Here is a 14,406-nt window from a genome sequence, read left to right as displayed (position 1 = left end):
GTAATTTTGTATCCGGGAGTGGTCATCATTCCCGGATTTTTTATTTTAAGAGCAAATGGAAATTCAGGAAAATATCATAAATAAGGTTGCCCAAAGCGGCCTGGTAACGCTTGATCCGGCTGAGTTTTATCAGCATGGCGAGCGTGTGGTGTACGATATAAAGGATAATCTTTTCCACGGCCTTATACTCAGGGAAAAGGATTTTCGCGATTTTGTGAAAGCTCACGACTGGAGCCAGTACCAGGATAAGTTTGTTGCCGTTACCTGCACTGCCGACGCTATTGTGCCCGCATGGGCCTTTATGCTGCTGGCCAACCGCATGGCGCCCTACGCCAAAGAGGTAGTATTTGGCGATGCCGAAGTTTTGGAAACAGTATTGTTTGTAAAGGCTACGGCCAACCTCGATGTAGAGAAATACCGCGACCAGCGTTTGGTAATTAAAGGTTGTGGTGATGTACCCGTGCCTACAGCGGCTTATGTTGAACTGGCTAAAAAGCTTACGCCGGTAGCCAAAAGCCTGATGTTTGGCGAGCCATGCTCAACCGTACCTATTTACAAGCGTAAAGATTAATATATACCCGGTATTGAAAAACGGTGTGTTTTTTGTGACTATAAACAGTGATGCGCATTTGGGCAGGCTGTGGCACGTTAAACTATTTAGGGCCGCATCCGTCAAATTGCACAACAATCGCGTATAAAGCGCCTGTTGCATAAACCAGAAAATACACCGAATGAAGAGATTGATTTTAATATGCGGACTGCTTTTGGCAGCCGGTTTACAAGGCTACACCCAAACGCTCGACAACCTTGATAAGGCTGTTTTTGGCGTAGGCGAGGAGCTGAACTATAAACTAAAATACGGCATATTTACCGCTGCCGAGGCTAACCTGAAAGTGGTGGAGAGTACGCAAAAGTTTGATAACAAACCCGCGTACCACATAATTGCCGATGGTAATACTGCGGGCACATTTAACGTGTTTTACAAGGTGCGTAACCGCTACGAGAGCTTTGTGGATAAAACTACGTTGATGCCTTTCTACTACACCGAAAACCGTAAGGAGGGCAGCTACAAGCATACCGATAAGGTTACCTTTAACCATAAGGACGGTAAAATAAAGGCCGATAAAGGCGAGTTTGAGTTTAAGGGGCAGATGTTCGATTTTGTATCGGCGTATTATTTTGCCCGCTCGCTGGATATATCAAAGATAAAGATCGGACAAACCATTGATATGCCTTACTTTTTGGAGGATGGTATACATAAGCTCAACATTACCTATTTGGGTAAGGAGCAGGTGAAATGTTCAATGGGTACTTTTAATTGTTTAAAGTTCAACCCCACTATTATACCGGGTAAAATATTTAAAAAGAACAGTAAACTGTATCTTTGGATAACAGATGATGCCAACCGCATACCGGTAAGGGCGCATGTTGAAGTAATTGTGGGTAGTTTAACTATGGACCTGACAGGGGCCAAGGGACTTAAATACCCGCTAAATCCTGTAAAGAAGTAATTAATAATGATGATTGAAGTTGGCAGCGTGCTGGTGCATGAGGATGTAGTGAGAGAGAACTTTGTTTGTAATTTGAACAAATGTAAAGGGGCATGTTGTATCGAGGGCGATTCGGGTGCGCCTCTGTTGAACGAGGAGCGCGCTATACTGGATGAGATATATCCGAAGGTAAAACCCTATATGACGGCCAAAGGCATTGACACCGTTGAGCAGGATGGTACCTACGTAACCGATTTTGAGGGCGACTACACCACCCCATGCGTTGATACCAACAAGGAGTGCGCCTACGTAATTATGGAGAACGGTATCACCAAATGCGCTATCGAAAAGGCTTACGAGGCCGGCGATATCGACTGGAAGAAACCTATTTCGTGCCATTTGTATCCTATACGCATCACCGCTTACCCTGAGTTTGATGTACTGCATTACGATCGCTGGAACATTTGCAGCGACGCCTGCACCTTCGGCGATCAGTTAAAGGTACACGTACACGAATTTTTAAAAGGTCCGCTGATTCGCAAATATGGCGAGGATTGGTATAAGGAATTAGAGGAGGCCGTAGCCGCCGGAGTATAAAGTAAAAGAGCGATGGATATTATTCATCGCTTTTTTTATGCATGCGTATCAGGTATTTTGATCAGGAGCAATATGCTTTAAGGCGATTTACAATTAAATTAAATATTATTGTAACTGATAAAGCTCCACTACATGAAAACAGCTCTAATAACCGGCATAACCGGGCAGGATGGTGCATACTTAGCCGAGTTTCTGCTCAAAAAGGGTTATACCGTGCATGGGCTAAAGCGTCGGTCGTCATTATTTAACACCGCACGCATTGATCATTTATATGCCGACCCGCATGAGGATGGTGTAAAGTTCAGGCTGCATTATGGCGATCTGACGGATTCAACCAACCTCATCCGCATTATTCAGGAAGTTCAGCCCGACGAGATCTATAATCTGGCCGCGCAAAGCCATGTTAAGGTGAGTTTTGATACACCCGAATATACCGCCAATGCCGATGGTATAGGCGTGCTGCGTATCCTCGAAGCCGTACGAATATTAGGGCTTACCAATAAAACCCGCATCTACCAGGCATCAACATCCGAATTATATGGACTGGTGCAAGCCGTGCCACAGAGTGAAACCACGCCTTTTTATCCACGGTCGCCTTATGCGGTGGCTAAACTGTATGGTTACTGGATCATTGTAAACTATCGCGAAGCATATAATATGTATGCCTGCAACGGCATATTGTTCAATCACGAAAGCCCCATACGTGGCGAAACTTTTGTTACCCGCAAAATAACCCGTGCCGCGGCGCGTATCGCCTTGGGTTTGCAGAGTTATCTGTATATGGGCAACCTATCAGCCCAGCGCGATTGGGGGCACGCTAAGGATTATGTAGAGGCCATGTGGCTGATGCTGCAACAACCCCAACCGCAGGATTTTGTGATAGCCACCGGAACCACCACCACTGTGCGTGATTTCATCAGGCTGGCATTTGCGGAGTTGGGCATTGAAATAGAATTTAGCGGCCGTAATGAGAATGAGAAGGGCGTGATCATTGATTTGGATGAGGAACGCCTGGCTGAATTAAATATTGACCCTGCAAAACTTAAGTTTGGGCAAACGGTTGTAAAGGTTGATCCGAAATATTACCGCCCTACCGAGGTTGAATTGCTGATAGGCGATGCCACCAAAGCCCGCGAGGTATTGGGCTGGCAACCCAAATATGATCTGCACGCGCTGGTTGCCGATATGGTACAGGCCGATCTGCTTGAGGTTAAAAAGGACGACCACCTGCAAAAAGGCGGATTTAAGACACACAATTATTTTGAATAGGTAATAACTTTATACCCTCAAATGAAAAAAATATTTACGCTTATATTTCTTATTGTTTCATCGGCTTTGGTTACGCGGGCGCAATCGGTTTATCAGCCGTACTCGTATCAATTCTACCAAAAACTGAATGCCGATGTATACTCCACCAAAACACGCGTACACAGCGCCCTTAAACCTTTTTTGGTTGATGATAGCCTGCTGCGCCGCAGTTACGATTCGCTGATGAATTATGGCAGCGATGGCGACCACAGCGCAGGGTATCGTAAACTATTTACCGAACACCAGATAGACGTAAAGAATGATAAAAGCACATTCTATGCCGATCTGCTGCCTGATTTGGTTGTTGGCAGAGATTTCAGGCAGTTTAAACGCACCACCCGTATCACCTCGGTAGGTTTACAGGTAGGTGGTACTTTTGGCGATAAGGTATCATACAATGTTAGCGGCTTTTTAAACCGTGCCTTGTTCCCGGAGTATTTAACCACGTACATTAACCAGGTGGGTATTGTACCCGGCCAGGCGTATGATCGCAGTCCGAATGGTGACGTGAAGGATTGGTCGTACATTACAGCCAATTTATCGTACACTCCTGTAAAATATCTGAATATATCAGCAGGGCGCGACCGTACTTTTATAGGTGATGGATATCGCTCGTTATTATTATCGGACTATGCCTCGCCTGCCACTTATTTCAGACTGACGGGTACGCTGGGCAATGTGCGCTACATGGCCATGTGGCAAAACTTTAGCGATAGGATGAACCCCGAGCTGAACAACTACACCCACGACAGGCGTAAATGGGGTATATTCCACTTTTTAGATTGGAATGTGAGCAACCGCCTTTCGCTTGGCTTTTTTGATGCCATTGTATGGCCTAATGAAGATGATGCGGGGCATAAGCGTGGATTTGATTTCGCTTACATCAACCCCATCATATTTTTGCGCCCGGTTGAGGCATCAAGCGGCTCGCCGGATAATGCTGTTATTGGTTTTACCGGTAAGTATAAGTTAAGTGATCATGTAACGGCCTACGGCCAGTTTATGCTGGATGAGTTTGAGGCCGATAATTTCTTTTCGGGCGAAGGTAGTTCTCGTAATAAATTCGGCTGGCAATTGGGTGTGCGGGGAGCAAATCTGTTCAGCATACAAGGGTTGAATTACTTGCTTGAAACCAATACCATTACACCGTACACTTTTTCGGAACGATTTACGGCCGTTAACTATTCTGCCAACAGCGAACCATTGGCTCACCCCTGGGGAGCTAACTTTAGGGAAGTGGTAGGCTTACTGAATTACTCGTACAAACGTTTTGATTTTTCGGGCGAGTTTGACTTTGGACGCTACGGTATGGATTTGAACGGACTTAACTACGGTAAAGACCTGTTTGATGATTACCGTGAACCGGCCCGCACAACCGGCAACTGGACAGGGCAGGGGTTAACCACCAATATGTATTTGCTCGAAGGTAAAGTAGCCTATTTGCTTAACCCTAAATATAACCTGCGTATTGAGCTTGGTGGTTTAATTCGCGATGATGTTAACAGCGAATTTAAAAGCCGTACAGGTATGATCACTATCGGTTTGCGCAGTTCGTTCCGTAGTTTCTATAATGATCTGGCGGGTTTTAAAAGCCGCAACAGTGGCATGATAGTTAACTAAGGCTTATAAATTAAAGCCTTTAATACGGCTTAATTTTTTATCCAGCTCCACAGCCGCGCTGATCAGTGCCAGGTGGGTGAATGCCTGCGGAAAATTGCCCAGGTGTTCGCCACGTTTGCCCAATTCCTCGCTAAACAGGCCGAGGTGGTTGGCATAGCCCATCATCTTCTCAAAATTTTCTACCGCGCGGTCAATCTCGCCGCTTTTGGCCAGCGCCTCAATAAACCAAAAAGAGCACATATTGAAAGTGCCTTCCTCGCCATCAAGCCCGTCAATTTTTTCGAGATGATTGCGGTAGCGGTATATCAGTACATCCAGGCGCAGGTCACGGTCTATAACTTTCATGGTCGATAGCCAACGTGGCTCAAGCGGCGCTACGAAGTGGGTGAGCGGCATCAGCAAGGCGCTGGCATCTACATTGCTCGCCCCCTTGTACTGTACCCATACTTGCAGATCATTGTTCCAAAAGTTATGGTAAATGTCATTGTATATCTCATCGCGAACGCTTTTCCATTGAGCTTCAGGATAGGGGAATGAGCGATGCTCAGCTATCTTAATAGCCCTGTCCATAGCCACCCAGCACATCAGGCGGGTATGTAGAAACTCCCGCTTAATATTGCGTATTTCCCAAATACCATGATCAGGTTCCCGCCAGCGTTCAATAACATGCTCAACCTGCTTGTTAATAATGCTCCAAAACTCAAAGGTGATGGGTTTGTACGATTTATTATAGATGTAAATGGTATCTATCAACTCGCCATAAATATCAAGCTGGGTTTGGTTGGCGGCCTCGTTGCCTATACGTACCGGTTTTGAGCCTTTATAGCCGTCCAGGTGATCGAGCTCTTTCTCGGTTAAGGAGCGATTGCCGTCGATACCATAAAGCAGTTGCAGGTTGTTATCCTTGCAAAGCTCATATATCCAATCCAGAAACTTCGTAGCTTCCTCATTCATGCCTAAGCGCAAAAAGGCGTACATAGTAAATGCAGCATCACGTATCCAGGTAAAGCGGTAATCCCAATTACGGTTGCCGCCTACGGTTTCGGGCAGGCCAAAGGTAGGCGCGGCTATCACCGAACCAAACTCGGCAGATGTAAGTAGCTTGAGCGTAATAGCCGAGCGATAGATCACCTCACTATAACGGCCCTTATAATGCGCCTTATTGAGCCACATGCGCCACTCGTTAATGGTTTCGCGGTAGGTGTTCTCTGTATAATGAGCAATATCCCGCAAATCATCCTCATCTCCGGTTTGTATGGATTCCAATATTATCCATGCATCGGTCGATTCATTCAGCGTAATATCGGCGCAGCCATTCTGCTCATCAATACATAGGTCAAAATCGGCTATCAGGCGTAGTTTGGCATCGCCATCGTTAATGCTGTTAAAAATAAGTTCGTTACTGCTTTTGGCTTCTACCTTATGGGTGGCCATGGCATAATCAAACCGGGGTACGCATTTAATGCGGAAGCTGATATTGCCACGTATAGCCTTTATACGCCTCACAATAGCGCTTGCCGAACTTTTAGGATCGCGGTTTAGCGGCATATAGTCGGTAAGCTCGGCAATGCCATCCTCTGAAAAGAAACGGGTAAGCAACACCGCCGTGCCCGGAATGTACAGCTGCTTGGTGGTATAATCCTGCAATTGCGGTTCAACAGAAAAATAGCCGCCCTTGTTCTCATCAACCATGGAGGCGAATATGGTAGGCGAATCAAACCTCGGGAACGACATGAAATCAATAGACCCATTAAGCGACACAAGGGCCACAGTTTTCATGTTGCCTATGATGCCGTAATTCTCAATAGGTTGATATGGTCGTTTTTCATGCTCCATGCGCGGGTAGTTGTTTGGTACCTTAACATAACCCTGTATAAGCATAAAGGTTTACGGTTACAACCTGCGGGCATGTATAAACAAAAAACGGGCGGTAAAAACCGCCCGTTATAATTTATGATGCAATGGTATGCGTTGTGTTTTTTTGCAGCCCCATCAGCCTTACCTGTGTGGCTATGGCGGCGGCATCGTAGCCGCACTCGGCCCAAAGTTCGGGCTGCTCGCCGTGTTCAATAATAGCGTCAGGCATACCCAGGCGTTTTATTTTGGCGCTGTAACCGTTATCAGCCATAAACTCTAACACCGCGCTGCCCATACCGCCCTCAAGGCAGCCATCCTCAACGGTAATTACCTTATCAAACTTCTGGAATACGCCGTGTAGTAAAGCTTCGTCCAGCGGTTTTACAAAGCGTAGATCGTAATGCGCAGGATAGTAACCCTCGGTATTTAGTTCGGCAATGGCTTTAGCAGCCTCGTTACCAATGGTACCAATGGTCAAAATAGCTACATCCTCACCCTCAGTAACTAAACGGCCCTTACCTACCGGGATAGCTTTCATAGGGCGTTGCCAGTCAACCATAACACCGTTGCCGCGTGGGTAACGTATGGTAAATGGCCCCATGTTTTCCTGCTGGGCAGTATACATCAGGTTACGCAGCTCCTCCTCGTTCATTGGTGCCGATACGATCATGTTAGGGATGCAACGCATATAAGCTATATCGTAAGCGCCGTGGTGTGTAGGCCCGTCGGCACCGGCAATACCGGCCCTGTCAAGGCAAAACACTACGTTTAGTTTTTGTATGGCAACATCATGCACCACCTGGTCAAAGGCGCGCTGCATAAAGCTTGAATAAATGTTACAGAAAGGCGTTAGACCCTGCGTAGCCAAACCTGCCGAAAAAGTAACGGCATGCTGCTCGGCAATACCCACGTCGAACGCGCGGTGCGGCATGGCCTTCATCATCAGGTTGAGTGAACAGCCTGAAGGCATGGCCGGGGTGATGCCCATTATCTTAGGGTTTTGCTCGGCCAGCTCAATAATGGTATGGCCAAACACATCCTGGTATTTAGGCGGCTGCGGTTTTTCGTGATATGTTTTTTTGATCTCGCCGGTTATCTTGTCGAACAAGCCGGGAGCGTGCCATTTGGTCTGATCTTTTTCGGCCAGGGCATAACCCTTACCTTTTACGGTAACGCAATGCAATAGCTTAGGCCCCGGTATATTACGCAGATCGCGCATTACCTTTGCCAGATGCTTAACATCGTGCCCATCTATCGGCCCGAAATATCTGAATTTAAGCGCCTCAAAAAAGTTGCTCTTTTTAAGTAAGGTGCCTTTTATGCTTTTCTCCAATTTTTTGGCCACCTTAAAGGCATCCGGCCCAACTGATGATAGTTTTGAAAGTACGTTAGCTACATCATCCCTAAAGCGGTTGTACGGTTTTGAAGTGGTTATATCGGTCAGATATTCCTTCAAAGCGCCAACGTTAGGGTCGATAGACATGTTGTTATCATTCAGGATAACCAACAGGTTAGATTTTTCGATACCGGCATGGTTCAATGCCTCGAATGCCAAACCGGCGGTCATGGCGCCATCGCCAATAACGGCTACGTGCTGCCTGTCGGTTTCGCCTTTGTAGTGCGATGCCACAGCCATACCCAGCGCTGCCGAAATAGAGGTAGATGAGTGGCCTACGCCAAATGTATCGTACTCGCTTTCGCCGCGTTTAGGAAAACCGCTTATGCCTTTGTACACGCGGTTGGTATGGAATACATCACGACGGCCGGTTAGTATTTTATGGCCGTAAGCCTGGTGGCCAACGTCCCAAACCAGCTGATCGTAAGGGGTGTTCATTACATAATGCAGGGCAACTGTAAGCTCAACCACACCAAGGCTGGCCGCGAAATGCCCGCCGTTTACCGACACTACATCAATAATATACTGGCGAAGCTCCTGGCATACCTGCTCAAGCTCATCTTCGCTAAATTGCTTTAAATCAGAAGGGTTGTTGATTTTCTCCAACAAATTGCCTGCTGGTACCTGCATCGACATTAATTACAATATTTAACCTGCAAATTACGTGAATTTATATGATAAAAAAAGGACAAGCTGCAACATATAATTGTTTTAAATAATTTACCGCATATTTAGCAAAAACATCAATTTGATTAATTTTGAGCAGGTTATGACCGATGATAATTTTGAAATAAAGTTACCCCAGTTTGAAGGTCCGTTCGATCTGCTTTTGTTTTTTATTGAGCGGGATGAACTGAATATTCACGACATACCCATTGCCCGCATCACCAACGATTTTTTACAATATATACACCACCTCACCAGCCTGAACATGGAGGTGGCCAGCGAATTTATTTTTGTGGCTGCCACCCTGATGCGTATCAAAGCCAAAATGCTGCTGCCCCGTTACGAAACGGATGAGCAGGGCAACGAGATAGATACCAAAGAGGAGCTGATACGAAAGCTGATAGAATACAAACGTTTTAAAGACCTGTGCGAAGAACTGCGCCCGCTGGAAGATGAGCGCTTTAAGCAGGAAAGGCGCGGCAATATAAAAGCCGATGTAGAGGGCATGGAAAAAGCGGTATTACCGGGCGAGGAGTTATCAGAATTGACGCTCTATCGCCTGATGATGGTTTACGAGCGGGTAATAAAAAACTACCTGAGCCGCAGCGAGGAGGTAAAGCATACGGTAGTGCAATACCCATACTCTATTGAGCAGCAAAAAAAGGCTATTGATGATCTGCTGCGTATCAATCAAAGGTTGGATTTTAAGGCAATGGCCGCCAGCTCAGAAAATAAGGTGCATTTTGTTTACAACTTTTTAGCCATGCTGGAGATGTTGCAGCAGGAGCTGATAGATATACAGATAGGCCTGGGCTATAATAATTTTTGGATATCGCCCAAAAGTGGCGCTGATCAGGCGGAGCCTTCATAGTTGAATATTGCCATGATAAGGCATATTATCAAAACTGAAAGCTCATATCTAACATCTTATGCATAACTTAGGGGCGTTTTTATTTAACACATGAAAAGAGATAAAGTAATTTTTAAACTGCTGGATGAAGAGCAGCAACGCCAGGAAGAAGGCATTGAACTAATCGCGTCAGAAAACTTTGTGAGCCGCCAGGTAATGGAGGCAGCAGGTTCAGTAGCTACCAATAAATATGCCGAGGGCTTACCCGGCAAACGTTATTATGGCGGCTGCCAGATAGTTGATGAAATTGAAACAATAGCTATTGAGCGTGCAAAGCAATTGTTTAACGCCGAGTGGGCAAACGTACAACCACACTCAGGCGCGCAAGCCAATGCTGCCGTTATGCTGGCCTGCCTGCAACCGGGCGATAAAATTTTGGGTTTTGACCTATCGCATGGTGGTCACTTAACACATGGTTCGCCGGTAAACTTCTCGGGTAAATTATATGAGTCGCACTTTTACGGTGTTGATAAAGAAACCGGTTTAATTGATTACGCCCAGCTTGAAAAAGTAGCGTTAGAGCAAAAACCAAAAATGATCATCTGCGGTGCTTCGGCATACTCACGTGATTGGGATTACGAATTTATCCGTGCCGTGGCCGATAAGGTTGGCGCATTGGTATTGGCTGATATCTCGCACCCATCAGGCCTGATAGCACGAGGTTTACTGACCGATCCGCTGCCGCATTGCCATATTGTTACCACTACTACCCACAAAACATTACGCGGCCCACGTGGCGGTTTGATATTGATGGGTAAGGATTTTGAGAACCCTTGGGGTCACAAAACTCCTAAAGGTGAAGTTCGTACCATGTCATCGTTATTGGATATGGCCGTTTTCCCGGGTACGCAAGGTGGCCCATTGGAGCACATCATCGCTGCCAAGGCCGTTGCTTTTGGCGAGGCATTGAGCGAAAGCTACATGAAATACATTGTTCAGGTTAAAAAGAATGCCCAGGCTATGGCCAAAGCTTTTGTTGACCGCGGCTACCAGATCATTTCGGGCGGTACTGATAATCACCTGATGCTGATCGATCTGCGTAACAAGAACATCACCGGTAAAGCTGCCGAGAACGCTTTGGTTGCTGCCGATATCACCGTGAACAAAAACATGGTTCCGTTTGATGATAAGTCGCCGTTTGTAACTTCGGGCATACGTGTTGGTACTGCTGCCATCACCACCCGTGGCTTAAAAGAAAAGCAAATGGAAGAAATTGTTGAGCTTATTGACGCTGTAATTGTTGATCCTGAAAACGAACATTCTTTGAAGAAAGTTCGTAAAAAAGTACATAAATTAATGGCGGACTTCCCGCTGTACAGCGAAAAGGGAGCAGAATAATTAATAAGTGATAGATAATAAACCAATTACAGATAACGAAGCAGGGCGGCAGGCAGCATTAGCATCATACCAGATACTGGATACACTACCGGAGAAGGAGTTTGATGCCATTACCCGCCTTGCATCCTATATATGTAATGCGCCTATCGCGTTGATCACCCTGATCGACGAGGACAGGCAATGGTTTAAATCAAAGGTAGGTATTGATGGCACCGAAACACTACGTTCGGATGCATTTTGCAATCATACCATCATGGGCGACGAGATCCTCGAGATCAATGACGCCACAGCCGACGATCGTTTTAAAGAGAACATATTTGTAACCGGTGCGCCAAACGTGAAATTTTACGCAGGCGCACCGCTTATTGATCCTGACGGTTACCGTTTAGGGTCGCTTTGTGTTATTGATAGTGTGCCACATCAGCTAACTGATGAGCAAAAGGAGGCACTTAAAACACTGGCAGGTGAGGTAATGTCGCACCTCATTCTGCGCAAGCAAAAAAAGGAGCTTGAAGAAAGCTTAAAAACCCACCAGGAATTTTTCATTCTATTCAATACATCGTCTGAGGTTCATTGCATAATGGACAAAGAATTCAGGCTGCAACTGGTTAATAAGGCCATTGACCCCGTAATGGGTTACAAGCCCGAAGAAGCCATAGGCCGCCCGATATGGGATTTCTTTGTTGATGATAGCAAGCAGCAATCGCTTAAGGTAGTTAAAAACGCACTGGCTCGCCAAAAGCGATCGGTTGAGGTTGAAACAGAGATAAGTACCAAAACAGGTGAAATTAAGTGGCTAAGCTGGTCGCTCACCTTTAAGGATGATAAATGGTATGCCAGCGGTCGCGATATTACCTTTAATAAACAGGCAAGCCGCGAACTGGAAGAACTATCACTGGTAGCCAGCAAGGTAAGCAACGGCGTAGTGATAAGCGATGCCAATGATAAGGTGATGTGGACAAACACTGCCTTTGAAAAAATAACCGGCTTTAGCCTTGCCGATGTTGAAGGCAAACGCCTGCGCACTATGCTTTTAAAAGGCGGCGAGCAGCACCCTTCAATAGCGCAGTTAGATGAGCTGATGGGCAACAAGCAGTCGTATGAGATCGACCTGCTGATGACCAAAAAAGATGGTGAAGACCTTTGGGTTAAGGTAGCCAACTCTATGGTGTACGATGCTGATGGAAACATCGAAAAGTACATCCGTGTAATCATCAACATTAATACCCGCAAACGTGCCGAGCACGATCTGGAGATACTATCATTCGCGGCGCGTAAATCGCCGGGTGGCATTTTGATACGTGATGCCGATGGCCATGTAATGTGGATGAACGAAACCATGGAGAACCTTACCGGCTACACCTTTGCCGAAATGGAAGGCAAGCAGTTTGGTACCATATTGTTAGGCGCTGATACCGATATGTCGGTTTTTAAAGCGGCTAAACAAGCTATTGATGAAAATCGACCTTATGAGGTTGAATTAAAGATATACCGTAAGGATGGCACACCGCTTTGGGTGTGGATATCCAACAGTCCGTTATTTAGCGAAACCGGCGAGGTTGACAGGCACGTAGGCGTAATGGTTGACATTAGCGAGCGCAAAAAAACCGAGCAGCAATTAAAATTACTATCGCTGGTGGCCAGCAATATTACCAGCGGCGTTATTATTAATGATAGCGAAGGTAATGTGGAATGGATAAACACCGGCTTTGAAAAAATTACCGGCTATACCATTAATGATGTTCGCGGCCGCCACCTGGGCGATAGGCTGAAGGGCGAACTTACCGACATTGGCATTATTGAGCGCAGCCGCGAACTGTCAAAAAATAAACAATCATTCGAGGTCGATCTGCTGATCTATCGCAAGGATGGGCAGCCGCTTTGGATATCGGTGATCAATTCTGTAATATTAGACGACCAGGGCCGGGTTGATAAATACATCGAGGTAATAATTGATATCACCCTAAAGAAAAAGGTTGAGCTTGAACTGATAGCGGCTAAAGAGGAAGCTATACAGCTTAACCGGGCTAAGGATATGTTCATATCCGTACTAAGCCACGAGATGCGTACACCGCTTAACGCGGTTATCGGCATGTCGCATTTACTGATCGAGGATAACCCGTCCGAGTCGCAAAAAGAGAACCTTAACATCCTGAAATTCTCGGCCGAGAACCTGCTGAGGCTGATCAATGATGTACTTGACTTTACCAAGATAGAAACCGGTAACGTTGAGCTTGAAAAAGCCAGCGTTAAGGTGCGCGAATTGTTAAAGAGCGTAACCAGTTCGGTACAATACAAGGCTAACGAGAAAAATATCTACATAAAATCGCGGGTTGATGATGATATACCTGAGTGTATATTAGGCGATGCCACCCGCCTGAGCCAGATTTTGCTTAATCTGGCCAGTAATTCAGTTAAATTTACTGATGAAGGCGGCGTAACCATTGACCTTAAGATAATTGAGCAAACCGCTAAAACGGTACGCATACGTTTTGCTGTAATTGATACGGGTATAGGTATTGCAAGCAATAAAATAAGCACTATTTTTGAATCCTTTAAACAGGCCGAGGCCGATACTACCCGTAAATACGGCGGTACAGGTTTGGGCTTGCCGATCACCAAAAGATTGATAGAACTGCACGACTCGCGCATTAACGTGGATAGTACGCTGGGGCAGGGATCAACATTTTGGTTTACTATTACCTTTGATAAAGCTGAGAGCGAAAAAAATACTATGGATAACGCAGCAGAAGCAGGCCTGAATATTAACGTATTAGTGGTTGACGATAACCAGATAAACAGGTTATTGGTTAACAAGGTGCTTAAAAAATGGGGCGCTACTGCTGATTTTGCTGAGAATGGCCAGGAGGCCGTCGAAAAGGTAGAATCAGACATTAAATACGATGCTGTTTTGATGGATATCCACATGCCTATAATGGGCGGGCTTGAGGCTACGCAGGTTATCCGCTCAAAAACCGAAAGCTATTTCCAGCAACTGCCTATTATAGCGTTAACTGCCTCGATGCTTAACTCCGAGATTGAGCGCATAAATGAGGCCGGTATGAATGATTATATATTAAAACCATTCGAGCCTAAAACACTATACACCAAATTGAGCCGTTACCAAAAGCAGTAACACCCGCTAATCTTAAATTCAAATTTTTCCTTTGAGGGCAAAGCTACACCTTTGCGCTACCGAAATCTTTATATCTTTGCCGATTATC

At 45.8% G+C, this 14,406-nt stretch carries 10 protein-coding genes; 8 read left to right on the top strand and 2 right to left on the bottom strand.

The genetic code is table 11. From position 1 onward, the window contains the following. Positions 1–55 precede the first annotated feature (55 nt). The 5 genes from IM792_RS13195 to IM792_RS13175 all read left to right on the top strand — a co-directional run bounded on the left by IM792_RS13195 (position 56) and on the right by IM792_RS13175 (position 5,015). Entirely contained in the window at positions 56–571 is a 516-nt protein-coding gene (locus IM792_RS13195) for a DUF2480 family protein (protein ID WP_194102337.1), read from the top strand. A 160-nt stretch (positions 572–731) separates the two neighbouring features. Then, the gene (locus tag IM792_RS13190) at positions 732–1,511 is read left to right on the top strand and encodes a DUF3108 domain-containing protein (RefSeq protein WP_194102336.1); all 780 of its coding nucleotides are present in this window, start codon (positions 732–734) and stop codon (positions 1,509–1,511) included. 9 nt (positions 1,512–1,520) lie between these two features. After that, positions 1,521–2,087 carry a DUF3109 family protein gene (locus tag IM792_RS13185; protein WP_194102455.1) on the top strand — a complete coding sequence of 189 codons (567 nt, stop codon included), beginning with the start codon at positions 1,521–1,523 and terminating at the stop codon, positions 2,085–2,087. Between the two features lie 132 nt (positions 2,088–2,219). Then, on the top strand, positions 2,220–3,356 hold the full coding sequence (gene gmd, locus IM792_RS13180; RefSeq protein WP_194102335.1) for a GDP-mannose 4,6-dehydratase: 1,137 nt from the start codon (positions 2,220–2,222) through the stop codon (positions 3,354–3,356). 21 nt (positions 3,357–3,377) lie between these two features. Further along, positions 3,378–5,015, top strand: coding sequence for a gliding motility protein RemB (locus IM792_RS13175; protein WP_194102334.1), 1,638 nt, complete (start codon positions 3,378–3,380; stop codon positions 5,013–5,015). A 3-nt stretch (positions 5,016–5,018) separates the two neighbouring features. On the opposite strand, the gene IM792_RS13170 is transcribed toward IM792_RS13175, so the two are convergent. Then, positions 5,019–6,896: a glycoside hydrolase family 15 protein gene (locus IM792_RS13170; RefSeq protein WP_228085074.1), complete on the bottom strand. Its 1,878-nt coding sequence runs from the start codon at positions 6,894–6,896 to the stop codon at positions 5,019–5,021. A gap of 70 nt (positions 6,897–6,966) precedes the next feature. Further along, positions 6,967–8,898: a 1-deoxy-D-xylulose-5-phosphate synthase gene (gene dxs, locus IM792_RS13165; protein WP_194102453.1), complete on the bottom strand. Its 1,932-nt coding sequence runs from the start codon at positions 8,896–8,898 to the stop codon at positions 6,967–6,969. A 139-nt stretch (positions 8,899–9,037) separates the two neighbouring features. On the opposite strand from dxs, the gene IM792_RS13160 reads away from it, so the two are divergent. The 3 genes from IM792_RS13160 (at position 9,038) to IM792_RS13150 (ending at position 14,318) form a co-directional block, all read left to right on the top strand. Next, on the top strand, positions 9,038–9,805 hold the full coding sequence (locus tag IM792_RS13160; RefSeq protein ID WP_194102333.1) for a segregation/condensation protein A: 768 nt from the start codon (positions 9,038–9,040) through the stop codon (positions 9,803–9,805). A 90-nt stretch (positions 9,806–9,895) separates the two neighbouring features. Next, positions 9,896–11,182, top strand: coding sequence for a serine hydroxymethyltransferase (gene glyA, locus IM792_RS13155; protein WP_194102332.1), 1,287 nt, complete (start codon positions 9,896–9,898; stop codon positions 11,180–11,182). Between the two features lie 7 nt (positions 11,183–11,189). Then, a complete protein-coding gene (locus IM792_RS13150) occupies positions 11,190–14,318 on the top strand; it encodes a PAS domain S-box protein (RefSeq protein ID WP_194102331.1) in 3,129 nt (1,042 codons plus the stop codon). Positions 14,319–14,406: the final 88 nt, after the last annotated feature.

It is taken from the genome of Mucilaginibacter sp. JRF (genome assembly GCF_015223065.1).
Lineage (GTDB): Bacteria > Bacteroidota > Bacteroidia > Sphingobacteriales > Sphingobacteriaceae > Mucilaginibacter.
The sequence above is the reverse complement of the archived record's forward strand: the minus strand, read 5'-3'. Positions and strand labels throughout refer to the sequence as shown.